The organism is Litoribacter populi (assembly GCF_007483685.1).
In the GTDB taxonomy this organism is placed as follows: Bacteria; Bacteroidota; Bacteroidia; order Cytophagales; family Cyclobacteriaceae; genus Litoribacter; species Litoribacter populi.
This window is the reverse complement of record NZ_VMKN01000001.1, coordinates 2,995,515-3,018,523: the sequence shown is the minus strand read 5'-3', so window position 1 is coordinate 3,018,523 and position 23,009 is coordinate 2,995,515. Positions and strand designations below refer to the sequence as shown.

Sequence of the window (23,009 nt, the reverse complement as noted above, 5' to 3'; positions counted from 1 at the left end):
GCTTAGGAAGGCCCGTTTTATATTTGGGTTTATATAAAGGTATATTTATACCTTTGGTGCTCCTGCAAGGATTTCCTGACTTGCATAGTCAGCATATTTTTCGAAGTTCTTCACGAAAGATCTAGCTAGCTCCTGGGCTTTCGCATCATATGCAGCTTTGTCTGACCATGTATCTCTAGGGTTCAATACCTCATCCGGAACATTAGGGCAGGTCTGAGGTACTTCTACACCGAAGATTTCATGCTTTTTGAATTCTACATTGTTCAACTGGCTTTCTAAAGCGGCACTTATCATGGCTCTGGTATATTTCAGCTTCATTCTGCTGCCAATTCCATAAGGCCCACCTGTCCATCCGGTGTTGATCAACCAAACATTCACATCATTTTCTTCCATCTTCTTGCCAAACAAAGTTGCATACTGGGTTGGATGTAAAGGAAGAAATGCTGCCCCAAAACACGCGGAGAAGGTTGTTTGAGGTTCAGTGATGCCAACTTCTGTTCCGGCTACTTTAGCAGTGTAACCTGAGATGAAGTGGTACATTGCTTGGCTAGTATTCAGTTTGGAGATGGGAGGAATCACACCAAAAGCATCTGCAGTAAGGAAGAAGATGTTTTTTGGGATTTCACCTACAGATGGAGTAACCGCATTGGAAATGTGGTGGATAGGATAAGCAGTTCTAGTGTTTTCAGTCACCTCGCTGTTTGAGTAATCTACCGTCCTAGTGTTAGGATAAAACCTGGTGTTTTCTACAATAGCTCCAAATTTAATTGCATCCCAAATATCTGGCTCTTTCTCTCTAGTAAGGTCAATTACTTTAGCATAACATCCGCCTTCAAAGTTGAAAATTGCATTTTCAGTCCATCCATGTTCGTCATCGCCAATAAGTCCTCGTGAAGGATCAGCGGATAATGTGGTCTTACCTGTACCGGAAAGGCCAAAAAAGATAGCTGTATCACCTTCTTTGCCGATGTTGGCTGAGCAGTGCATAGAAAGTACATTGTGCTCGTGAGGTAAGATATAGTTAAGAACAGAGAAGATGCCTTTTTTCATTTCACCAGCATAGCCAGTTCCGCCAATAAGAATCATTCTCTTGGAAAGATTCAAAATGGCGAAGTTTTTTTGTCTTGTTCCGTCCACTTCAGGGTCGGCCTCAAATTCAGGGGCACAGATGATAGTGAAGTTAGGGTCGAAATCCTCTAGTTCATTAGCTGCAGGGCGAAGGAACATATTGTGGCAAAACAGGTTTTGCCATGCATGAGTGTTGACAACACGAAGGTTTAATCGGTAATTAGGGTCGGCACCAGCAAAGGCGTCTCGCACATAGACGTTCTTGTCTTCTAAAAATTTCACCATTTTCTGGTGTAAGCCGTCAAAGTTTTCCTGACTGATCGGGATATTGATATCTCCCCACCAAACGCTTTCCGCAGTTTTGTCGTCTTTGACTACAAATCTGTCCTTTGGGGATCTTCCAGTAAATTTACCTGTATCCGCCATCAAGGCTCCATCATCAGTGAGTTTACCTTCATTGTTTTGAAGGGCATGTTCTACCAGTTCTGCCGGAGACAAGTTCCAAAAGGCCTTGTTTACCTTTTCGATTCCTATTGAAGACAGTGTTTTTTCAGCAGACTTGAGCATAAGATCTTGCATAATTTTGGGTATAAAAAAGGATTGTTAATTTGTTGCGTAAAGATAGATATTATTGGCAAGTAGTATGCCAAAAAAGTGGATTTATTCGCAATTCAATCGATTTCATAACCCATAGGTGAGAAATTAAACAATAATTAAAAATAACAAAAAATACCCAGAATATTAATGTTTATCTCATCTATTTTTGCAAAATAATTAATTAGTGGTATCCCTTTCCGGATAGCATTATCTTCCATTTCAAAAAAATCCATTATCATTGCAGGTGCGAAATTAATTTTGAATTTAAATATTTAGAGTTGGAAAACGAAGAAATGTATCAGGGCAAGCATCATGCTCCTGAAAATCTGACCGAACCCGAGTTGTTTGGCCATCCGAAGGGGTTGTTTTACTTATTCTTTGCAGAGCTATGGGAAAGGTTCTCTTTTTATGGAATGAGAGCATTGCTGATGCTCTATATGGTAAATGAGATTTTCCAGGCCATTTCCAATAGAGATGCGGTTTCAGCAGTCATCTATTCGGCATACGGATCCTTGGTGTATGCTTCCCCGGTGATAGGGGGTAAAATCTCCGATCAATATCTAGGATTTCGGAAATCCATCATGCTCGGCGGCCTGTTAATGTCGATTGGACACTTTGTGCTTGCCATTGAAAATAACATTGCTTTTTTTCTTGCCCTGGCGTTGATTGTAGTGGGGAACGGCTTCTTCAAACCTAATATTTCCACTTTTGTGGGCTCCTTATATAGGGCGACTGATCCCAGAAAAGATTCAGGTTTCACCATTTTCTACATGGGAATCAATATCGGAGCTGCGGCCTCGCCTATTCTATGCGGACTTTTAGCCACTTATTATGGCTGGCATTATGGATTTGGGCTGGCCGGAGTCGGCATGCTTTTGGGTCTTTTCTTTTTCTGGAACGGTATGAGGAAAGGTGTGTTCATGGATAAGGGCCTTCCTCCGGATCCTGAAAAACTGAAAGAAAAAGTTTTGGGCCTACCTTTGGGTACATTGATTCCTGTTTTGGCCGTTTTGTCGGTACCTTTAATTGCATTCTTGATTTCTTCCTATGGTTACATTGGTGGCGGAGATACATTCCTTGGAGAGGTGACAATTGTAAATGTGCTGTTCTATGGAATAAGTTTGGCCATACTTCTTTTTCTGGGATATGAGATTTACCGGGCCTCAGCTGCAGAAAGGGGTAAACTGTTTGTTGCAATTCTACTTACTATATTTATGACCTTCTTCTGGGGTTTCCATGAGCTTAGTGGGAGTGTGATCACCTTATTTGCTGACCGAAATGTAATTCTTCCAAACATCAACTTTGGCTGGCTACCTTTCGTGGATGGAAGCTGGTCAATAGGTGCGGCAGAAACAAATGCTATCAACCCTATCTTTATTATCTTGCTATCCATACCCGTTTCTAAAATGTGGACTGGACTCGACAAGTCCAAACTCAACCCACGTACACCTTATAAATTCTCATTTGGACTTGGCTTAATGGCTTTAGGCTTTTATATATTGGGATTCAGTAGGGTGTTTGCTGATGCCCAGGGTTATGTACCTTTTATTTACCTTATCTTGATGTATATGCTGATTTCTTCTGGAGAACTGTTTATGTCTCCAGTTGGGCTTTCGAAAATTACTTCCTTGTCACCAGCCAGGTTGGTTGCTTTTATGATGGGGGTTTGGTTTCTTTCCTCAGCTTATGCTTTTCAGATTGTAGGTTTTATTGCCAAGCAACTGTCGGTTGAAAATACGGAAGGCAGGGCTACATCAGGTCTTGCAACTTTGGACGTGTATGCGGATGGTTTTCTGTTGATAGCACAATATGCTATGGGAGGGGCTATTATTGTATTAATAATTTCTCCATTTATGAAAAAGTGGATGAAGGAAGTCCACTAAAACTAAAAGGGCCGCTTCATCAGAAACGGCCCTTGTTATTATTAATGTTCGTTATTTCCCTTGCTTGCAGACTTTCTAAAGTCGATGGCTGTGATGCCTGCTCCAAGGCCAACTAATATACAAACGATTAGCAAAAACGTCTGAGCCCCTGGCATGATTGGAGCACTGAAAATTTCTAATAGCATATGAAAGTGATTTTATAGTTTCAAATTTTGCGCAATTTAATACAGACTGGTGTTAACACAAAGGAATAAGTCTCTAAAAACAAAACCAACCTCTATCAGGTTGGTTTAGCGGTCTAAATAAGGTTGTTTTAATCAATCTCATCGTCGAAATCTTCGAAGTCCCCGTCATCTTCATTGAGGTCATCATCAAAATCTAAGTAGCTGTCATCTACCAATTCATTTTCTTCATCTAAATCGTAGACTTCTTCCCGAAATTCTGCTTCGAATTCGTTGACATCATCCATGTCATCGAACTCATCCATGTCATCTTCAAACATAAGGATTATGGTTTTATTTTCTACAAATATATTAATTGATGTAGAATTACCCATTTGAGGAAATAAAAATTTTCAAAAAAATATTTTTGGATAAAAAATTGGTTTTCAGAGGTTTGTGTGGTTGTTCTGAAGGGTATAAAAAAATAGCTCTGAATTATTCAGAGCTAAATGTCAATTGAAAATTGTCCTGATGTATTTTTTTATTAAAGGCTTGGACAAATACCGTTTTACGACCGAATAATTCATTGCTTTGTTGATATCACTTTCATCTACAGAGCTGCTGAGAATGTAAATCTCTGGATATTTCGTTTCTCTTGAGGTAAAAGCATCCAAAAACTCCCACCCGTTCATTTCAGGCATATTTAAATCCAAAAATAAGTAATTGGGGGCGATGTTGGTTATTCGCTCTAAAGCATCTGTCGCCTTCTCGAACTTAAAAATCTCGCAGGGCTCCTTTATGTTCTTGGAAATTAGCTTTTCCGTAACAAAAGTACTGATAGGATCATCATCAATCAGAACAATTTTAACCATTGAAATACAAAATAAGGGTGTCGAATAGCATAAATAATTATGTAAAAGTAAGTATTAATAATTAGCTTTCAACACAAATAGCAAAATATTTTATTCGAAAACAAGTTTTTTGTACTTAAAATGCATTTTTATTCCATATGTTTCAGCTGGTTACCATCCAAATAGGCCTGGCTGTTTAATATGAAGCATAAGCTTATTAGGAGTTTTTACTAACCAACTTGGTGGAGAATTCCTTTAGAATTTTTTCCACAGCGGCTTTGACTTTTTTTTGTTTTTCATTAGGATTATTAACAGTACCTACAGCAGTAGCCCTCATAATTACTCGATCTGCTTGAGGGTCGATGAAATCAATGATCACCTCACCTTGATCGTACTTTTGTGTCCGAGCAGTAGGCGGTCCCCACATCGGCCACCACATGTCATAGGGGTGGGGGTATATTATTCTTTGGTTTGGAGTAACATCTGTATTATACCTAATGATTAAATCGGGTTGATCGGCATTGTAGGAAAAACCCCGTTGCTCCATTCCCTCCACCAAATGTTGCTGCAACCTCTCTTCGATAATAGGGGAATCAAATGCAGGCTTACCTTTCACCTCATTTAATATTGCAAAGGTGTGGTATTGCTTCGCTTCAATAAAATCGCTTTTTTCAGTATAAACCTTTACAGGGTTACATGCCAATGAAAATATTGCCAGCAATCCCCATATGCTCAATGTTTTAATATTAAACTTCATTTTGAACTCCTTGTATTTTTCTTTCATTTAAGTTTTAAGGAAGTGTTAGCTTTGTCACCTCCTTTTACCAAGGTTATAAACGAGGAGGCTTAGTCCAGGTTGTGCTACTGGTTTTTAAATTATATTAAAGGGAATAGCCAAAATTGCTGTCATTCCTTACATTTGTGCCAATCAAAAAATTGAGAAAAATGGCAAAGCCGGATTTTGATGATATTTTTATGGAATTGGCTGTCAACTTGGCCAAGCGCTCGCATTGTATCAAAAAGCATGTAGGAGCAGTATTGACAAAAGAGACCCGTATTATTTCTATAGGTTACAATGGGCCGCCTCCCGGAACCCATAATTGTGATGAGGAGTTTCCTGAGCATGGTTGCAGCAGAGATAGCAAAGGAAGCTGTTCGCTTGCGCTTCATGCTGAGCAGAATGCGATCCTGTATGCTGTGAAAAATAATGCTTCCGTTGAGGGCTCTACACTTTATGTCACTTTAGCACCTTGTTTGGCATGCGCAAGAATAATTTTCAGTATGGGAATTTCCAAAGTCGTCTTCCTTTTTAGCTATGCGGAGTACAAGGGCTTAAAGGAAGACGAAGGCTTGGCATTTTTAAAGAAATTCGGCGTGGAAGTGGAGAAGTATGAAAAAGAAATTGAGTTCCAAGACACCTTGATTTAGATGAAATTCACCTCAGGATGGAGTTCAATTCCGAATTTGCTATTTACATCCTTCTGAATTTTATTACTCAAGTCTTTGATGGCTGAACCTTCCCCATTGCCATAGTTGACTAATACCAAAGGTTGATATTCGTGAACGCCGATTTGGCCAAAACGCTTGCCTTTCCAGCCTGCCTGCTCAATAAGCCAAGCCGCGGGTACTTTTACCCCGTGCTCATTTGGATAGCCAGGAATTGAAGGATGTGAATTCTTTAACTCATTATATTGATCGACGGGAATGGTTGGGTTTTTAAAAAAACTACCGGCATTTCCGATCTTTTTTGGATCAGGCAATTTACTTTGTCTGATTTGGATCACCGCATCACTTATGGATTTCAAGTTCAGATCGGTCACTTTCATGGACTTCAACGTGTCAGCAATAGCGCCATAACTGGTGTTGAATTCTGGCTTTTTATTTAGTTTGAAAGTAACATGGGAGATGATATACTTTCCTTTTTGGCTGGTTTTGAAAATGCTTTCTCTGTACCCGAATTGACATTCATCATGAGTAAAGGTTTTGCTTTTTCCTGAAGACCTTTCTATTGCTTCTAAGCTGTGAAAAACTTCCTTGATTTCCACTCCGTATGCCCCGATATTTTGCATAGGAGAAGCGCCCACTGTTCCTGGGATAAGACTAAGATTTTCCACTCCTGCCCAATTTTGGGAGATAGCTTTCAGCACGAAATCATGCCACACTTCACCAGCACCAACTTTTACCAAAACGGAATGATCCAATTCTTCAATTACATTAATTCCGGGGAGGTTGATCTTCAATACCAGCGCATCTATGTCCTGGGTCAAGAGAATATTGCTGCCACCTCCCAATACAAAAAGCTCTAGATTTTCCCTTTTGGCAACTTCCAAGCCGTCTAAAATGTCCTCAACAGTATGCGCTTCGGCGAAAAAACGTGCTTTTTTGTCAATTCCAAAGGTGTTGTATTCTTTTAAAGAAATGTTTTCTTGTATATTCATGCCTTGTTTATTATTGCGAATTAAATAAGTTTTTGGCCAATAAGAAAGGAATTGGCTTTTTGCCTTTCAAATTTCACCTCAATCCAAATTAAACCTCGATGAAGGAAAATAAAGAAATAATCATCAACGGAGTAAATATAAGACCTGGGCAGACCATAAACATTGACATCGCCATTGCCCGGTTACCGACCCATACTTTAATTGACCTGCCCGTATTCATAAAGCGTTCCAAACAGCCCGGACCGGTGGTATTGATCAGTGGAGGAGTGCATGGTGATGAAATAAATGGGATCGTTACGGTGAAAAGAATGCTGGAGGAGGAGATGTTTGATCCCATCAAAGGTACCTTGATATACATTCCTTTGGTAAATGTATATGGTTTTTTGAGTAATAGCCGGACTTTTCCTGATGGGAGGGATTTGAATAGGAGTTTTCCAGGAAGCAACAAAGGTTCATTAGCATCCCAAATCGCCCATATTATTACTACTGAAATAATACCACATATTGATTATGGAATCGACATCCATACCGGTGGTCGGATGCTAAGCAATTATCCTCAGATTAGAGTGGATTTTAAAGATAAAATGGGTCTGGACCTAGCCAAGGCATTTGGGTCATATTTTATTATTAACTCTCCTCATATTGATAAATCTTTCAGAAAGGAGGCTTATAAAAATAATAAACATATCCTAGTATATGAAGGGGGTGAGTCAATGAGATTGGATGATCTATCAGTTGATGAAGCCATAGCCGGGACTAAGAGGATGTTGCAATACTTGGGGATGATAGAAGGGGATCTTCAACTCAAAGAATCATTGGTCATTAATGAAAGTTCGTGGTTGAGGGCTAAGATTTCAGGGATATTTATCCCTACAGTCAAGCTTGGAGAGCAAGTGAAAAAAGGGCAAATTTTGGCAAAAATTTCCGACCCTTATGGGCAGGTAAAAGTGCCTGTAAAGAGTACTACAAATGGCTACATTGTAGGGTTGAACAACCTTCCAGTGGTAAATGCAGGTGATGCATTAGTACATATAGGTCGAGTTTAGTTATAAAAAATCTATAAATTTTTACAAAAAATTACTAAATTGAATCGTTTCACCTTTTAAAATTTAGAAATGATTAATTTTGAGCAATTTAAATCTGTAAGGGGTTTAACTGAGAAACTTAGTGAAAACCTTGAAACAGAAGATTTTGTAATCCAAGCCACCGAAAAAGTTAGCCCAACAAAATGGCATCTTGCCCATACCACCTGGTTTTTTGAAACTTTTATACTCCAGGAGCTTGACCCAGACTATACCGAATTCCATCCTGATTTCAATTTTCTTTTCAATAGTTATTACAATGGCAAGGGGGATCGCACTGAACGTGACCACCGTGGTCTGATGACAAGACCTACCGTAAGACAGGTCTTTGCATATAGGGACCATGTGAACCGTGGGATGAAAAGATTCTTTGAAAAGACGGAAATTGACCAACATTTACATGACCTCCTGGCCCTAGGTCTAAACCATGAGCAACAACATCAGGAACTGCTACTTACTGATTTGAAATTCAACCTTTCTCTTAACCCTTTATACCCGGCAGTTTTGGATTGCCAGGAGTATCAGAAAAGTAACCATAAGGGTTGGGTGAAAATAGAAGAGGGCCTGTTTGATATTGGTTTTGAGGGGGAGGGTTTTTCGTATGACAATGAACACGGACGGCATAAAGTGTTCTTAGAATCTTATGAGATAGCCAAGTCCTTAGTGACCAACGGTGAATATTTAAAGTTTATGGAAGCCGGTGGCTATCAGGATCATAATCTTTGGCATTCGGAAGGGTGGGACTGGGTCCAAGAAAATGAACTCGACAAACCTTTATATTGGCAAAAACAAAACGGCGAATTTTATTATTATACTCTAAACGGGTTTCAACCTATAGCATGGGACGCGCCTGTCGCTCACGTTTCGTATTACGAAGCATCTGCATATGCGGCTTGGAAGGGTTGTAGGTTGCCCACTGAATTTGAATGGGAGGCTGCTGCTGACCATTTTGACTGGGGGCAGCGTTGGGAGTGGACCAACTCTGCCTATCTTCCTTATCCTCGTTACGCGAAGGCACCTGGAGCGATAGGTGAGTACAATGGAAAATTTATGGTGAATCAGATGGTATTGAGAGGGGCTTCCATTGCTACATCTCCAGGACATTCGAGAAAAACCTACAGAAATTTTTTTAGTACGCCATCCAGGTGGCAGTTTTCAGGAATTAGACTAGCAAAATAATATATGAACCACACTACCACTTATGACCAGATTTTTGCCCAAGATGTGTTGCAGGGATTATCTTCCCCGCAAAAGTCGCTTCCGTCCAAGTATTTTTACGATGAGAAAGGGGACAAACTCTTTCAAGCCATTATGGCCTTGCCTGAGTATTATCTCACAAGAACCGAATATGCCATATTGGAATCCTACAAGGATAAAATTTTGGCCCCATTTATAAAAACTAACCAGCCCTTTAATTTGGTGGAACTTGGTGCTGGAAATGGTTTGAAGACAAAAATCCTTATCAGATTTCTCTGTGACCAGAAAGTGGAATTCACCTATTTTCCAATTGATATTTCTGGAAATGTATTGAGAGAACTTGAGGACGATCTCACTGAAATTTGTCCTCAATTGATAGTGAATTCAATTACAGGCACCTATAGAAACTCTCTGAAGGACAAAATTTGGAATAACGGCGACCAAACTTTAATGCTGTTCTTAGGCTCTAATTATGGTAACTTCCTAGAGGAGGATGCTAAGGAACTTTTGCAAAAAATCACTGAGTCACTACAGCCAGGTGATGGCTTACTTATGGGATTTGATCTGAAGAAAGATCCTGAATTGATATTAGCAGCCTATAATGACGTTAAAGGAGTGACAAGAGATTTTAATTTAAATCTCTTGGAAAGGATTAATCGGGAACTTGGGGCTAATTTTGTTTTAGATAAATTTAAGCATTGGCCTGTTTATAACCCAGTGAGTGGTGAGTGCAAAAGTTATTTGGTAAGCCTAGAGCAACAGGATGTACATCTAGAAGCCTTGAATAAAACATTCCATTTCAATAAAGCGGAACCAATTTTCACCGAAGTTTCAAAAAAATATGGGCTTCATGATATTGCAGACTTAAGTAGAGAGAAAGGTTTTGATGTGGTTAATAACTTTATGGATGAAGAAGCTTTCTTTTCTGATAGTCTTTGGGTTAAAGTTTAATTATTTCTTACTCAGTATTTTAAAACATACTATTCAGCGTTTTCCAATTTATGGGAAACGCTTTTTTTACAATCTAGAGTCATTGGCAATCAAAATTAGAATGTTGAATGAATTTTTTGTAAATAAAAATTATTATTTATAAATATTGGAAGAGTGTTTGCTTTAATTTGGAGTATATTGATTATTTTATTTACTACCTTATACCGCAACTGCTATGTCAAATCGAAATAAATTGATCGCCGCTAATATATTTGCCCTATTTGCTACCATTATTATGTTGGTAGCCGGAAAAACGCTAGAGATAGAGTTCGGGTTAGCCGCTGAGAATTTAACCCCCACTATTTTGTTACTATTAATACCCCAATTGGGATTCGTATTTACTTGGCTGACCCATCGGGAGGTTAAAAGCCAAAATACAGCTAATCTTGATTAAGAGAAATAAAAAAGGCCGTGCAGAAATTTCTGCAAGGCCTTTTTATCTATTCGAAGAAAGTTTTTAATGCTTCGATTTTTCGATTCAACGATTCTTCTACCTGCCTGTAAGCTTCACGGTTAGGAAGCGGTTCATGCACAGAAATATAGTACTTGATTTTAGGCTCAGTTCCAGAAGGCCTTGCAGATATCTTGCTACCATCTTCTAGGTAGAACTGTAACACGTTTGATTTATCAAGGGTCATCGCTATTTCAGTGTTGTTCACCACATCGTACTCTATACTTTCCTGAACATCCACGATTTTGACTACTTTGATCCCGTTGATGTGAGTAGGCCTGGCAGTCCGGAAACCATGCATCAATTGCTGGATTTGTTCTGCGCCGTCTTTTCCTTTTTTGGTCACTGAAATCAATTCCTCCTTATAGAAACCATGTTTTATATAAATGTCAGCAAGCACATCGATCAGACTCTTTCCCTGGGAACGATAATAAGCAACTGCCTCGGCTGTTAAAGCGCATGCGGATACTCCATCCTTATCCCTTACAAAGTCTCCTATAAGGAAGCCGAAGCTTTCCTCCCCGCCGGCAATGTAAATTTCCTCACCTTCCTTTTCACGGATTACCATAGCGATGTTTTTGAATCCAGTCAAAGTGCTGTAAAACTTGGTGTTGTATGCTTTTGCAATCTCTTGGATCAAATCTGTGGTCACAATTGTACTCACGATGAAATGCTGACCAGTCAGCCTGCCATGTTCCTGCATTTTGGATAAAAGATATTCTGTCAGGATAACTCCAGCCTGGTTGCCATTTAAAAGTTCATATGCTCCATTCTCATTCTTGATCGCAGCAGCATATCTGTCTCCGTCAGGGTCACAGCCTAAAACCAATGCTGCATTAACCTTTCTTCCTAACTGGAGTGCCATGTCCATGGCTTCAGGCTCTTCTGGATTGGGATAAACCACAGTAGGAAAATTTCCGTCTGGCTCTGCTTGCTCCTTTACCACATGCACATTTTCGAATCCAAAAACTTTTAATGCTGCCGGAACCATCTTACCGCTTGCCCCATGAATTGGGGAAAAGACAATCGGCATATCCTTTTGCGTAAGATTAGCAGCAGGTGAAAGGCTCAATTTTTTGACCTCATCAAGGTATATCAAATCAAAATCCTCTTCTATGTAGGTCAAAAGAGCATCATTTTTATCCCATTTCACTTTGTCAAAAGAATCAATTTTTTGAACCTCCATGATAATACTCTTGTCGTGAGGAGCTACAATTTGTCCGCCATCTTCCCAATAGGCTTTGTAGCCGTTGTATTCTTTTGGGTTGTGAGAAGCTGTTACCATTACGCCACTTTTGCAACCATAATGTCTAATGGCAAATGATAACATTGGAGTGGGGCGAAGTTCTCTGAAGTATAAAACTTTGATGCCATTGGCGGTGAGAACATTTGCAGTGGTTTCAGCAAAAAGCGTATTGTTGATGCGGTTATCATGAGTAATAGCCACTTTGATCTCCTGGCCTGGAAATGATGCCAAAAGGTAGTTAGCTAAACCTTGAGTTGCCATGCCTACAGTGTAAACATTCATTCGGTTTGAACCCACGCCCATAACACCACGGAGCCCTCCAGTTCCAAATTCCAGGTCTTTGTAGAAAGAATCGATAAGTTCTGATTTGTCTTCAGCAGCGATCATACGGGCAATTTCTAACTTGCTGGCCTCATCAATATTGCTATTTAGCCATTTCTCAGCTTTTTGGGTGATAAGTGTATCTGTCATTTTCTGATAAAAAGTTATATAATATAAAATATGGTTTTGCTATAGGAATAAAAAAGCCCCAAGTCTTTAACCAAAATCTGATGTTGTAGTTTTGGTGGTATAAAAACTTGGGACTTGTTTAATTTGTTTAATCCAGCTTACAGATTGCCCCTAAGTGCCTGTTCTCTTTCAATAGCTTCGAATAATGCTTTGAAATTGCCTTTTCCGAATGATTTGGCTCCTTTTCTTTGGATAATTTCAAAAAACAAAGTCGGTCTGTCTTGTACCGGCTTGGTGAAAATTTGCAATAAGTAGCCCTCGTTGTCTCTATCTACCAAGATATTAAGCTTTTTCAGTGGCTCAAGATCCTCTTCAATAGCTCCCACTCGGTCTAGCAGATCATCATAATACGTGCCAGGCACTTCTAAAAACTCCACTCCACGTCTTCTTAATTCAGATACTGTTTCAATGATGTTGTCAGTTGCGATAGCCATATGCTGTACCCCTGCGCCGTTGTAGAAGTCAAGGTACTCCTCGATTTGGCTTTTCTTTTTCCCTTCAGCAGGTTCGTTGATAGGAAATTTGATGTAGCCGTTGCCATTGGAAACTACCTTAGACATCAAGGCTGTATACTCGGTGGAAATGTCTTTGTCATCGAAAGTAACCAGCAAATTGAAGCCCATTACTTTTTCGTAAAACTCAACCCACTTATTCATTTCACCCCATCCTACGTTACCTACGCAGTGATCGATAAATTTGAAGCCAACCGGAGTTGGTGTATACAAACTTTTCTTTTCCACAAATCCCGGGAGGAAAGGGCCGTTGTAATTGCTTCTTTCTACGAAGGTGTGAATAGTCTCACCGTAAGTCCGGATTGAAGCTACTTTAACCTCCCCGTTATCATCAGATATTACTTTAGGAGCCTCATAGGATTCAGCTCCTCTCGATGTGGTTTCCTGATAAGCTTTTTCGGCATCATCTACCCATAAGGCCAAAACTTTCACCCCGTCTCCGTGCTTTTTGATGTGGTCAGCTATAGGGTGGTCCTGTTGTAGGGGAGTGGTAAGCACTAACCTGATTTTACCCTGCTTGAGCACATACGAGGCTCTGTCCTTCACACCGGTTTCAGGACCAGCATAAGCGATTTGCTCAAAACCGAAAGCGTATTGATAATAAAGGGAAGACTGCTTGGCATTCCCTACATACATTTCAACATGATCAGTGCCGTTGATTGGCAGAAAATCTTCTTGCATAATCTATTGTTTTGGGTTTATATTCAATTTTGATGTAGACAAAGATAAAATTTTCTAGCCAAATTCGGTAATACCAGCCTTATTACTTCAAAGCTGTTTAAATGGGGGAAAAACTTTAAATTCTACCCTTTTTGGAAACTTTTCCCTTATTCTTTACCTTCATATTTACATTGAAAACTACAAACCTTTATTTATGGATTTTGACAAACTCGACGAGGATTTGACGGCGATAGTGGAAAAGAGAATCTCCCTTAGCAAGATAACCTATGCCGATCCGAAATATGACGATATTGAAGAAGAACTTCACGATCTTGAAGATGATCTAAATGAGGAATTTGGACCATTTCTGGAAACTCAATTGGAGAAAATTTATGATAAGCTTTGTCCTGACAATGACGTGTTGCTTCCATCAGCCTATTTAGCAAATAAATATACGCCGATGTTGCCAGATGCAAGAGGTGTTGTAAGCTATGAGGTAAAAGGTATGGAAGGGGTGCCCGTGGAATCTGAGCAATTTGACGGCCAGGATGTGCGTATTATATTGGTGCCTAACCCTGCCAGGTTTGTGATGCAAATCAATGGTGTTTCTTTAAAAGATCTCTGGAGATCCAGATAAAAAGTACCTGATTTAAACAAAAAAAGGATGCAAGGGGAATTCCCCTTGCATCCTTTTTTTGTTTTGTTCAATTAAATTTAGAAGCCCAGCTTAAATCTTAGATCCTTCATAAGCCCACTTGCGATTTCTCTTGCTTTGGCTTCTCCTTCAGCTAGTTTGAGATCTAGCTCTTCGGGGTTGCTCATGAAGAAATCAAACTGCTTGCGCTGCTCAGCATATTTACCTAAAATCAAGCCGAGAAATTCTTTTTTAGCATGCCCGTAACCGAAATTTCCAGCCAAATATTTTTCCCTCAATATTTGAGTTTCCTCAGCTGTTCCAATTAGTTTGAAAAGTTTATAAACATTACAGGCGTCCGGATCTTTTGGCTCCTCAAGTGGGGTGCTGTCCGTCACGATGCTGTTGATGTTCTTTTTAAGTTGTTTTTCAGGAAGGAAAATATCGATATAATTATGGTAGGACTTGCTCATCTTTTGGCCATCAGTACCTGGGATAATCATCACATCTTCATTTACTCTGGCCTCCGGTAGGGTGAAAAAATCCTCACCTAATTTATGATTAAAAGAGCTGGCAATGTCACGAGTCATCTCTAAGTGTTGCAATTGATCTTTGCCTACAGGAACAATATTGGCGTGGTATAATAATATGTCGGCCGCCATCAGTACAGGGTAGGTGAAGAGCCCAGCGTTTACATCAGCGAGGCGGTCAGATTTGTCTTTGAAGCTGTGCGCATTTGCCAGCATTGGGTATGGGGTGTAGCAGCTGAGGTACCAGGTAAGCTCAGCTACCTCGGGAATTCGAGATTGTCTGTAGAAAACACTTTTATTGATATCCAATCCAAAAGCAAGCCAAGCAGCAGCTACGGCCTGCACATTTTCTCTTCTACTTTGGGCATCCTTGATAGTGGTCAAGGAATGAAAATCGGCTATAAAAATGAATGATTCGTTGTCATCTTTCTTGGTCAATGCAATAGCTGGTTCAATTGCACCTAATAAATTGCCCAAATGGGGCCTACCTGAACTTTGAATTCCTGTTAATACTCTTGCCATCGATAAAATTTTTGGCGCAAATTAAAGAAATGTGGACACAAATCCCTGTATTTTTACCGTTATTTGCCATTATGAGAAATTCAATGTTTTGTCTATTAGTTGTGGTTTTCTGTTTGGGTCTTACTCAAAACATTGCTGCCCAGTCTATTGCCGATCGTCCCATCATTTGGGAAAAGCAGCGAGTGGATCTGGGAATGGTGATGGAAGAATCCGGTATGGTGACCAGCGATTTCTATTTTGTGAACCGAGCTGATTTTCCTGTTTTCATTCAGGATGTGGTGACCGATTGTGGCTGTACTGTGGCCTCATTTACAACAGATACCCTTTACCAAGACAAGATTGGTGAAATAAAGGTTGCCTATGATCCAACGAATAGAGGAGGACAGTTCAGCAAAATGGTCATAGTAAAAACGAATATTGATTCGGATGGCGATACTCTATTTGTTGAAGGCTATAACTTGCCTTATCCAGAAAACGTTGACACCCATTATGCTCATAGGGTGGGGGATATGGGTTTCAAATTCACCAGTGTAAATGTGGGTGATGTCATTAACAACGAACCAAAGACTAAGTACGTTGACTTTTTCAATTTTAAAGACATGTCGGTAACGCTTAACGAGGCCAAAACCGAATTGCCGGATCATATTAAGTTAAAAATGAGTCCGGCTATCGTGCCAGCTAAATCCAGAGGTATTTTGGAAATTTCCTACGATGGGGAGGAAAAAGGGGACCTTGGCTTTTTTGATGAAACCATCAAATTCTTTATCGAAGACAAAGGAACTCACGAAATGGAAGTTAGATTATTGACAACTATTCATGAATACTTCCCTCCAGTCAAAAAATCGGAGATAAACGAACAGCCTAAGCTTGGTATTTCTGATGTGAATGTGAATATGAGCAATGTGTCGGCCAGCCGTCCTGTAAGCAATTCCGTTACGCTTAGTAGCATGGGTGGTCAGCCGGTTAATATCCGAAAGGTGGTATCTAATTGTGAATGCCTTTCTATCGAGTTGGAAAACTATGATATCGCCCCAGGAGATAAAGAGCAGTTGAGGTTTACCTTTGATCCAAGAGGGAGACAGGGACTTGACCATAAAACGATCACAATCTTCAGCAATGACCCTCTAAGTCCCACACGGACCATCCTGATAAAAAGCAGCGTCAAATAAGTTTTAAGCCTCAAAAAATTGAGGCTTTCTTTTTGCTTCAATTTTGAGATAACCAATTTTTTTTATCGTATGATAGTTAGGTTGCTGACACTTCCTTTTCGATATGGGTTTTCCAAACTCAAAAGAGCCATAGGCAAATTGGACATTATCCAGATAGAGTCTCTCTATGCTTTTGGTAATGAGAGGAAGGTCTATATAAAAGCTAGGGTGGTGGAGGCTTATAAGCAGAGTGTGCCTACTGAAAGAAAATCAGCTCCAAAAAATATGCTCGCTGCAGTGAGGAGATATTCGGGCAGCAGTGTTTCTGATGTGGAAGTGTTGGCGCGTTTGGGTGACAGTGAAATAAAAATGGTAAGTGATGAAGAGGGGATTTTGGAAGGTAAATTCAAAACACCCCCTGCTAGTAAAAATGAACTTGTAAGCTTTACCTTTATCGAGAATGGAGACCTGAGCTATCAGCAAAAAGAAGTGTTATTTCCAGTTAGTCGATATTCTTCAGAGCATCCTGTGGGTATCATATCAGACATTGATGATACGATCTTGGTGTCAAAGGCCACACAATTGGGGGAGAAGCTTTGGCTATCCATTTCCAAAAATGCCTATACCAGAAGACCCTTTCCGGGGATCAGTAAATTTTATAAAGGACTTACCAACTATGGCGAAAATCCAGTTTTTTATGTTTCCAGCAGTGATTGGAATCTAAATGAATTGATAAAAGACTTTTTGGAATATAGGCACATTCCTAAGGGACCACTTTTATTACAGGATCTACACGTTAATCTCCGAAATATTTGGAAATCTGGTGGTGGAAGCCATGTTCATAAAAAGGAGAAAATAATTCTTCTTTTTAAACTTTACCGGAGTATGAAGTTTATCCTAGTAGGAGACAGCGGTCAACACGATCCTGAGCTTTATGCAGAGGCTATTGAAGAATTTCCGGATAAAGTAATCGCTGTTTACATCCGAATCATTAGACCAATGGACTCAGAAAGGCGGCAATTGCTGGATCGGTTTAAAGATAAGGTAGCTATTGCCTACGTGAAAAACACGGATGAGGCAATCAATCATGCACTTGAAAATGGCTTTATAAAGCCTGATATTATATGAGAAATATTTTGCTTTTTTTCAACCCGACCGCCGGTAGAACTCAGGTGGCAGAAGAGTTTTTATTGTCAAAAATCAACACGGCTTTTCCCAATTTAGAAAACCTGTATAGTCACATTCTTAAAGGAGATTATAAAAAGCCAGATAGCATTAAAAAGAGTCTGGATAGACGGCCTTGGGATTTGGTAATAGTGGCTGGGGGTGATGGTACGGTCAGAAGGGTAGTGGAAGTCTTCATCAATGATGACTATAACTATACTATGGGTATTCTCCCTTTAGGTTCTGCCAATGGGTTGGCTACTTGTCTAGGAATGTCTGAACTGGAAGAGGCTTTAGAGGCTATGGTAGAGAACAGGACGACAGAGATGGATGTTTTAACTATTAATGACAACATTTGCCTTCACCTTAGCGATTTCGGTTTTAACGCTGGCTTAGTTGCCAAATACGATCAGATCGACGGTAGGGGGATGATTTCCTATTTGAAAGGAGCCTTTGCGGAAATCTTTGAGAATAAGCCTTATAATTTCTCGCTTGAAGTTGATGGTAAAACTGTAAATTTGACCGCAAGAATGCTATTGATTGCTAACGGTCACCAGTACGGAACTGGAGCAATTATCAATCCAGCAGGGAAAATTGACGACGGAGAGTTTGAAATTTTAGCATTCAATCCCGAGGGACTAGATGAGATTGCAAATTTCTTTTACCATCTGATGAGAGGAGAACTGAAAAGCTGTGATTTTGTAAGAACTTGGAAATGCACCCAAGCCACAATCCAAAATCCAGACGGTGTTACATTTCAAATTGATGGGGATGTGGAGCGAGATGTGAGAGAAGCAAGAGTTGGAATGTTGAAAAACCGGTTAAAGGTTGTAATTAATCTGTCAGAAATGTAAAAAGGGAGCAAATCGCTCCCTTTTTTTATTTTATTTAAATGCCTGCAGACCCGTGATTTCTTGACCTAAAATTAATAAGTGGATGTCGTGTGTGCCTTCATAGGTAATCACCGATTCCAAGTTCATCATGTGACGCATGATCGGGTATTCCCCAGTGATGCCCATGCCGCCGTGAATCTGGCGAGCCTCACGTGCTATTTCCAATGCCATATTTACATTGTTTCGCTTAGCAAGGGATATTTGGGCAGTGGATGCTTTACCTTCATTCATCAACTGTCCCAGTCGATGGGTGAGAAGTTGGGCCTTGGTAATTTCAGTAAGCATTTCGGAAAGCTTTTTTTGGATTAATTGGAATCCACCTATCGGTTTACCAAACTGCTCTCTTTCTAACGAGTATCTTCTAGCAGAGTCATAACAATCCATGGCAGCACCTAACGCCCCCCACGCGATACCGTATCGTGCAGAGTCTAAACACATCAATGGTGCACCTAGCCCTGATTTGCCAGGTAGGAGGTTTTCTTTTGGGACTTTCACATCATTGAATACCAACTCGCCAGTACAAGAAGCGCGCAGAGACCATTTGTTATGGGTTTCTGGAGTAGTAAACCCTTCCATGCCCCTTTCGACTATAAGTCCATGAATTCGGCCTTCCTCATTTTTCGCCCATACGACAGCTATATCAGCTTTTGGCGAATTGGAAATCCACATTTTGGCACCATTCAATAGATAATGATCGCCCATATCCTTGAAGTTGGTTACCATGCCGCTAGGATTTGAGCCATGGTCAGGTTCGGTCAAACCAAAACAGCCAAGCATTTCGCCAGAAGCTAATTTTGGAAGATATTTATTTCTTTGATCCTCAGATCCGAATTTGTAAATGGGATACATAACCAGCGAACCCTGAACCGAAGCCGTGGACCTCATGCCTGAGTCTCCCCTTTCAATCTCTTGCATGATCAGACCATAGGAAATGTAATCTAATCCACCACCGCCGTAATTTTCGGGGATTTGAGGTCCAAATGCCCCAACATCACCAAACTTTTTGACAATCTCATAAGGGAAATAAGCGTCCTGACACCAGTTTTCTATATTAGGAGAAATCTCCTTTTTAACAAAATCGCGGATTGAGTTACGGATAAGTATATGCTCTTCAGTTAGCAAATCGTCCAAGTTGTAAAAATCCACCCCCTCGAATGCGTCCTGCTTCTGAGATTTGTGTTTTGCCTCGGCTGCCTCCATAATTAATTTTGCTTAATTGGTTTTTAAAATTGAATTTTACATTTCGAATGCTGATCAAATGCTCAGCTTTAAGATTAACTCAAGTAAGCAAGAACTTTCTTAAAAAGCTACCTTGGTTACAGAAATTATTCCTTATGGATAAGCATAAACCCAACAATGACATTGCTCAAAAGATTGAACTTTTGGAACAAAAATTTAAGGCTTCCGGACAGGACCTTTCCTCATATCTGGAGGGCTTGCTCTATGCCGATTATTTGACTTACTGGGACTACATCAATCTTGATACCCTTTTAACTCTACAGCAGCCCAAAACCTCATTTAAGGATGAGAAAATTTTCATAATTTATCACCAGATTACTGAGTTGTATTTCAAATTATGCCTTTGGGAAATGGAGCAATTGGCAGAGGAAAAAGATATTAAGGCTGACTTTTTTAAACAAAGGCTAGAGCGGGTCATCATGTATTTTGACCATCTAATTTCTTCATTTGCAGTAATGTGGAAGGGCATGGAGAAAGATCAGTTCCTTAAATTCAGGATGTCCCTTTTACCGTCTAGTGGTTTCCAGAGTGCTCAGTATCGTTTTATTGAGGTACTGGCTACAGATACACATACATTAGCTGCCTTAAAGTTCCGCAAAGAGGTAACAACCCAAAGCCCGACCCAGGAGTTGTTTGACAAGCTATATTGGCAATTTGGTGCAACTGAACTCGCAACTGGGGAAAAAACGTTGACTTTAAAGTCTTTCGAGTTAAAGTATGGCAAGGAGATCAAGGACCTGATTGACAAATATAAGAGTAGCAACTTGTGGCAGCAGTATTTGATATGTGCCGACAAGGATGAGGAGCTTAAGGGGTTGATGAAGACTTTTGACCTGAAGGCAAATGTTCATTGGCCTCTCTCTCATTATAAGTCAGCTGTGCGGTATTTGCAGCGTGACCCTGTGGACATTGCCGCTACTGGCGGCACTAATTGGCAAAAATATTTACCTCCGCGTTTCCAGAAGGTAATTTTCTATCCTGAACTTTGGTCGGAGCAGGAGATCGAGGAATGGGGGAAAGGCTGGGTTGTCAAAGAGGTCTTTGGGAAAGAAGAATAAAATAATGATCGTTCGCAATTATGTCAGTAGATAATTTCCTTTGATTTTGGGGAAGGATGACCGAAGAAACCTAAATATTGATTTCAGCCATTCTTTTATAAGTTGACGGTGGATACTAGCAATAGAGTGGATATAATATAATAAATTTTAAGGATAACTACCTTACAATCATGAGAAAAGAATTGAATATAGTCCTGAAGCCCGAGGAGGCTTTTGAGGAAAAAGTATTGCGTGACGTCCTTTTGCAAAAAGCGGGCATTCCCTTGCAGAAGGATGATGTAGAGGTTAGGGTACTAAAGCGATCTATTGATGCCCGGAGCCGCAGTCAGGTAAAAGTGAACATTCAGGCGGAAGTATTTGTCAAAGAAACCCCACCCTCCAGGCTTACTAATTCCTTTAACTACCCCAATGTCAGCGATGCACAGCAAATGATCATTGTAGGAGCAGGGCCGGCTGGCCTTTTTGCAGCGCTTCGAGCGATTGAATTGGGGGTGAAGCCTATCGTAATCGAAAGGGGTAAAGACGTAAGGGCTCGCCGACGAGACCTTGCTGCTATAAATAAGGATCATAAGGTAAATCCAGAATCTAATTATTGCTTTGGTGAAGGAGGAGCAGGGACCTACTCAGACGGAAAGTTATATACCCGCTCCAAGAAAAGAGGGGATATAAGAAGAATCCTTGAAATAATGGTCGCCCATGGAGCCACTGAGGAAATTCTTGTGGAGGCCCATCCGCATATTGGAACAAACAAATTACCTAAGCTTGTGGCTGAGTGGAGAGAAACCATTCGCAATGCTGGAGGCCAGGTTCTTTTTGATACCAAAGTAACAGATTTTATGATTGAGGGGAATGAGCTCAAGGGTGTAGTTACCCATGAGGGTGAAAAAATTACTGGTATCGGGGTTGTTTTAGCCACGGGACACTCTGCTCGCGATATATTCCATTTGCTTCACAACAGGAAGGTTCTGATCGAGGCAAAGCCTTTTGCTCTTGGTGTTCGGATTGAGCATTCCCAAAGTCTTATTGATCAGATTCAATATCACTGCAAAGTCGACAGAGGACCTTACTTGCCGGCATCTTCCTATAGCCTAGTTCAGCAGACCATGTTTGAGGGTAAGCAACGGGGTGTATTTTCTTTTTGCATGTGCCCGGGAGGCTTCATTGTGCCTGCTGCTACTGCACAAGAAGAGCTGGTGGTCAATGGAATGAGTCCTAGCCGAAGGGATAGTAAATTTGCCAATTCAGGCATGGTGGTGGCAGTGGAATTAGAAGACCTTCCCCAATATCAAAAGCATGGGCCTTTGGCAGCAATGGAGTTTCAGGCAGAAGTAGAGCATAACGCTTGGATTTATGGGGGGAAAACCCAAGTAGCGCCTGCCCAGCGATTGGTAGATTTTATTAATGGAAAAGAAAGTAGTTCGCTACTTGACACCTCTTACCAACCCGGCTTAGCTTCTGTTAATATGCATGAAGTCTTACCCGATTTTGTGGGGAGTAGACTCAAGGATGCATTTACCGCTTTTGGTAAAAAAATGCGCGGTTACCTAACTAATGAGGCCCAAATCATCGGTGTGGAAAGTCGAACGTCCTCTCCGGTGCGTGTGCCAAGGGATAAGGAATCCTTTGAACATCCGCAGTTAAAAAGACTTTATCCATGTGGTGAGGGTGCCGGATATGCAGGTGGCATAGTTTCAGCTGCAATGGATGGGGAAAGGTGTGCTGAAAAGTTAGTCGAACAATATTATCGCAAATTTAACTGATTTACCATGACTCAAAAAAAGACTGTAATTCTGGGAGCTACTTCCAATACGAGCCGATATGCATTCATTGCAGCAAATATGCTGGATGATTATGGTATGGAATATATTCCTGTAGGGATCAAAACAGGGCAGGTCAACGGAAAAGAAATCCTGGATCTTAGGGAAAAGCCTGAAATCTCAGATGTGGATACTGTAACTCTCTATATCGGTGCCAGAAATTTGCCCGAATGGCACGATTATATTCTTTCACTCAAGCCTAAAAGGATAATATTCAACCCAGGTACTGAGGATCAAGAGCTTATGAAAAAGGCCAAGAATGAAGGAGTGGAAACTGTTTTTGGCTGTACATTGGTCATGCTAAGATCAGATCAGTACTAAGGATTCCCGTCTTCATTTTTTGCTTTCCAAATGAGGA

General features: G+C 40.4%; 22 protein-coding genes. 12 read left to right on the top strand and 10 right to left on the bottom strand.

Annotated elements, in window-relative coordinates; translation table 11 throughout:
- Positions 1–45: 45 nt before the first annotated feature.
- Entirely contained in the window at positions 46–1,647 is a 1,602-nt protein-coding gene (gene pckA / locus FPL27_RS13090) for a phosphoenolpyruvate carboxykinase (ATP) (protein WP_143961514.1), read from the bottom strand.
- 296 nt (positions 1,648–1,943) lie between these two features.
- Here pckA and FPL27_RS13085 point away from each other — a divergent pair, with 296 nt between their 5' ends.
- Positions 1,944–3,548 carry a peptide MFS transporter gene (locus FPL27_RS13085; protein WP_235893433.1) on the top strand — a complete coding sequence of 535 codons (1,605 nt, stop codon included), beginning with the start codon at positions 1,944–1,946 and terminating at the stop codon, positions 3,546–3,548.
- Between the two features lie 41 nt (positions 3,549–3,589).
- Here the strand turns inward: FPL27_RS13085 and FPL27_RS19830 are convergent, their stop codons facing one another.
- The 4 genes from FPL27_RS19830 to FPL27_RS13070 form a co-directional block, all read right to left on the bottom strand.
- The gene (locus FPL27_RS19830; RefSeq protein ID WP_185974373.1) at positions 3,590–3,733 is read right to left on the bottom strand and encodes a hypothetical protein; all 144 of its coding nucleotides are present in this window, start codon (positions 3,731–3,733) and stop codon (positions 3,590–3,592) included.
- Positions 3,734–3,861: 128 nt separating this feature from the next.
- Entirely contained in the window at positions 3,862–4,050 is a 189-nt protein-coding gene (locus FPL27_RS13080; protein ID WP_317129445.1) for a hypothetical protein, read from the bottom strand.
- Between the two features lie 171 nt (positions 4,051–4,221).
- Positions 4,222–4,581: a response regulator gene (locus FPL27_RS13075; protein ID WP_143961513.1), complete on the bottom strand. Its 360-nt coding sequence runs from the start codon at positions 4,579–4,581 to the stop codon at positions 4,222–4,224.
- 196 nt (positions 4,582–4,777) lie between these two features.
- Complete coding sequence (locus FPL27_RS13070) at positions 4,778–5,344, bottom strand: DUF4136 domain-containing protein (protein WP_143961512.1); 567 nt, start codon at positions 5,342–5,344, stop codon at positions 4,778–4,780.
- A 161-nt stretch (positions 5,345–5,505) separates the two neighbouring features.
- Between FPL27_RS13070 and FPL27_RS13065 the strand changes: the two genes are divergently transcribed.
- The gene (locus FPL27_RS13065) at positions 5,506–5,988 is read left to right on the top strand and encodes a deoxycytidylate deaminase (RefSeq protein ID WP_143961511.1); all 483 of its coding nucleotides are present in this window, start codon (positions 5,506–5,508) and stop codon (positions 5,986–5,988) included.
- Here the strand turns inward: FPL27_RS13065 and murB are convergent.
- Positions 5,985–6,998: a UDP-N-acetylmuramate dehydrogenase gene (murB, locus tag FPL27_RS13060; RefSeq protein WP_143961510.1), complete on the bottom strand. Its 1,014-nt coding sequence runs from the start codon at positions 6,996–6,998 to the stop codon at positions 5,985–5,987. The genes FPL27_RS13065 and murB overlap by 4 nt on opposite strands.
- A gap of 98 nt (positions 6,999–7,096) precedes the next feature.
- Between murB and FPL27_RS13055 the strand changes: the two genes are divergently transcribed.
- The 3 genes from FPL27_RS13055 (at position 7,097) to egtD (ending at position 10,228) form a co-directional block, all read left to right on the top strand.
- Positions 7,097–8,044, top strand: coding sequence for a succinylglutamate desuccinylase/aspartoacylase family protein (locus FPL27_RS13055; protein WP_143961509.1), 948 nt, complete (start codon positions 7,097–7,099; stop codon positions 8,042–8,044).
- Positions 8,045–8,113: 69 nt separating this feature from the next.
- On the top strand, positions 8,114–9,259 hold the full coding sequence (gene egtB, locus FPL27_RS13050; protein WP_143961508.1) for an ergothioneine biosynthesis protein EgtB: 1,146 nt from the start codon (positions 8,114–8,116) through the stop codon (positions 9,257–9,259).
- 3 nt (positions 9,260–9,262) lie between these two features.
- Positions 9,263–10,228, top strand: coding sequence for an L-histidine N(alpha)-methyltransferase (egtD, locus tag FPL27_RS13045; protein WP_143961507.1), 966 nt, complete (start codon positions 9,263–9,265; stop codon positions 10,226–10,228).
- Positions 10,229–10,707: 479 nt separating this feature from the next.
- On the opposite strand, the gene FPL27_RS13040 is transcribed toward egtD, so the two are convergent.
- The gene (locus tag FPL27_RS13040) at positions 10,708–12,435 is read right to left on the bottom strand and encodes a phospho-sugar mutase (RefSeq protein ID WP_143961506.1); all 1,728 of its coding nucleotides are present in this window, start codon (positions 12,433–12,435) and stop codon (positions 10,708–10,710) included.
- A 137-nt stretch (positions 12,436–12,572) separates the two neighbouring features.
- Positions 12,573–13,667 (bottom strand): 4-hydroxyphenylpyruvate dioxygenase, encoded by a 1,095-nt coding sequence (gene hppD / locus FPL27_RS13035; protein ID WP_143961505.1) that lies wholly within the window; start codon positions 13,665–13,667, stop codon positions 12,573–12,575.
- Positions 13,668–13,860: 193 nt separating this feature from the next.
- On the opposite strand from hppD, the gene FPL27_RS13030 reads away from it, so the two are divergent.
- Positions 13,861–14,283 (top strand): hypothetical protein, encoded by a 423-nt coding sequence (locus tag FPL27_RS13030; RefSeq protein WP_143961504.1) that lies wholly within the window; start codon positions 13,861–13,863, stop codon positions 14,281–14,283.
- A gap of 77 nt (positions 14,284–14,360) precedes the next feature.
- Here FPL27_RS13030 and trpS read toward each other — a convergent pair whose 3' ends face one another.
- Complete coding sequence (gene trpS / locus FPL27_RS13025; protein WP_143961503.1) at positions 14,361–15,332, bottom strand: tryptophan--tRNA ligase; 972 nt, start codon at positions 15,330–15,332, stop codon at positions 14,361–14,363.
- Positions 15,333–15,403: 71 nt separating this feature from the next.
- On the opposite strand from trpS, the gene FPL27_RS13020 reads away from it, so the two are divergent.
- The 3 genes from FPL27_RS13020 (at position 15,404) to FPL27_RS13010 (ending at position 18,498) form a co-directional block, all read left to right on the top strand.
- Positions 15,404–16,501 (top strand): DUF1573 domain-containing protein, encoded by a 1,098-nt coding sequence (locus FPL27_RS13020; RefSeq protein ID WP_143961502.1) that lies wholly within the window; start codon positions 15,404–15,406, stop codon positions 16,499–16,501.
- A 69-nt stretch (positions 16,502–16,570) separates the two neighbouring features.
- A complete protein-coding gene (locus FPL27_RS13015) occupies positions 16,571–17,608 on the top strand; it encodes a phosphatase domain-containing protein (RefSeq protein WP_143961501.1) in 1,038 nt (345 codons plus the stop codon).
- Positions 17,605–18,498: a diacylglycerol/lipid kinase family protein gene (locus FPL27_RS13010; protein ID WP_143961500.1), complete on the top strand. Its 894-nt coding sequence runs from the start codon at positions 17,605–17,607 to the stop codon at positions 18,496–18,498. The genes FPL27_RS13015 and FPL27_RS13010 overlap by 4 nt, the downstream gene beginning before the upstream one ends.
- A gap of 30 nt (positions 18,499–18,528) precedes the next feature.
- Here the strand turns inward: FPL27_RS13010 and FPL27_RS13005 are convergent, their stop codons facing one another.
- On the bottom strand, positions 18,529–19,737 hold the full coding sequence (locus FPL27_RS13005; protein WP_143961499.1) for an acyl-CoA dehydrogenase family protein: 1,209 nt from the start codon (positions 19,735–19,737) through the stop codon (positions 18,529–18,531).
- 134 nt (positions 19,738–19,871) lie between these two features.
- Here FPL27_RS13005 and FPL27_RS13000 point away from each other — a divergent pair, with 134 nt between their 5' ends.
- The 3 genes from FPL27_RS13000 (at position 19,872) to FPL27_RS12990 (ending at position 22,972) form a co-directional block, all read left to right on the top strand.
- Entirely contained in the window at positions 19,872–20,834 is a 963-nt protein-coding gene (locus tag FPL27_RS13000) for a tryptophan 2,3-dioxygenase family protein (protein WP_143961498.1), read from the top strand.
- Positions 20,835–21,004: 170 nt separating this feature from the next.
- Positions 21,005–22,594 carry an NAD(P)/FAD-dependent oxidoreductase gene (locus tag FPL27_RS12995; protein WP_143961497.1) on the top strand — a complete coding sequence of 530 codons (1,590 nt, stop codon included), beginning with the start codon at positions 21,005–21,007 and terminating at the stop codon, positions 22,592–22,594.
- A 6-nt stretch (positions 22,595–22,600) separates the two neighbouring features.
- Positions 22,601–22,972 (top strand): CoA-binding protein, encoded by a 372-nt coding sequence (locus FPL27_RS12990; protein WP_143961496.1) that lies wholly within the window; start codon positions 22,601–22,603, stop codon positions 22,970–22,972.
- The last annotated feature ends 37 nt before the right edge of the window (positions 22,973–23,009 follow it).

Coding starts and splice junctions, on each gene's coding strand:
- pckA (WP_143961514.1), bottom strand. CDS start 1,647: ATGCAAGATCTTATGCTCAAGTCTGCTGAAAAAACACTGTCTTCAATA.
- FPL27_RS19830 (WP_185974373.1), bottom strand. CDS start 3,733: ATGCTATTAGAAATTTTCAGTGCTCCAATCATGCCAGGGGCTCAGACG.
- FPL27_RS13080 (WP_317129445.1), bottom strand. CDS start 4,050: ATGTTTGAAGATGACATGGATGAGTTCGATGACATGGATGATGTCAAC.
- FPL27_RS13075 (WP_143961513.1), bottom strand. CDS start 4,581: ATGGTTAAAATTGTTCTGATTGATGATGATCCTATCAGTACTTTTGTT.
- FPL27_RS13070 (WP_143961512.1), bottom strand. CDS start 5,344: ATGAAAGAAAAATACAAGGAGTTCAAAATGAAGTTTAATATTAAAACA.
- FPL27_RS13065 (WP_143961511.1), top strand. CDS start 5,506: ATGGCAAAGCCGGATTTTGATGATATTTTTATGGAATTGGCTGTCAAC.
- murB (WP_143961510.1), bottom strand. CDS start 6,998: ATGAATATACAAGAAAACATTTCTTTAAAAGAATACAACACCTTTGGA.
- FPL27_RS13055 (WP_143961509.1), top strand. CDS start 7,097: ATGAAGGAAAATAAAGAAATAATCATCAACGGAGTAAATATAAGACCT.
- egtB (WP_143961508.1), top strand. CDS start 8,114: ATGATTAATTTTGAGCAATTTAAATCTGTAAGGGGTTTAACTGAGAAA.
- egtD (WP_143961507.1), top strand. CDS start 9,263: ATGAACCACACTACCACTTATGACCAGATTTTTGCCCAAGATGTGTTG.
- FPL27_RS13040 (WP_143961506.1), bottom strand. CDS start 12,435: ATGACAGATACACTTATCACCCAAAAAGCTGAGAAATGGCTAAATAGC.
- hppD (WP_143961505.1), bottom strand. CDS start 13,667: ATGCAAGAAGATTTTCTGCCAATCAACGGCACTGATCATGTTGAAATG.
- FPL27_RS13030 (WP_143961504.1), top strand. CDS start 13,861: ATGGATTTTGACAAACTCGACGAGGATTTGACGGCGATAGTGGAAAAG.
- trpS (WP_143961503.1), bottom strand. CDS start 15,332: ATGGCAAGAGTATTAACAGGAATTCAAAGTTCAGGTAGGCCCCATTTG.
- FPL27_RS13020 (WP_143961502.1), top strand. CDS start 15,404: ATGAGAAATTCAATGTTTTGTCTATTAGTTGTGGTTTTCTGTTTGGGT.
- FPL27_RS13015 (WP_143961501.1), top strand. CDS start 16,571: ATGATAGTTAGGTTGCTGACACTTCCTTTTCGATATGGGTTTTCCAAA.
- FPL27_RS13010 (WP_143961500.1), top strand. CDS start 17,605: ATGAGAAATATTTTGCTTTTTTTCAACCCGACCGCCGGTAGAACTCAG.
- FPL27_RS13005 (WP_143961499.1), bottom strand. CDS start 19,737: ATGGAGGCAGCCGAGGCAAAACACAAATCTCAGAAGCAGGACGCATTC.
- FPL27_RS13000 (WP_143961498.1), top strand. CDS start 19,872: ATGGATAAGCATAAACCCAACAATGACATTGCTCAAAAGATTGAACTT.
- FPL27_RS12995 (WP_143961497.1), top strand. CDS start 21,005: ATGAGAAAAGAATTGAATATAGTCCTGAAGCCCGAGGAGGCTTTTGAG.
- FPL27_RS12990 (WP_143961496.1), top strand. CDS start 22,601: ATGACTCAAAAAAAGACTGTAATTCTGGGAGCTACTTCCAATACGAGC.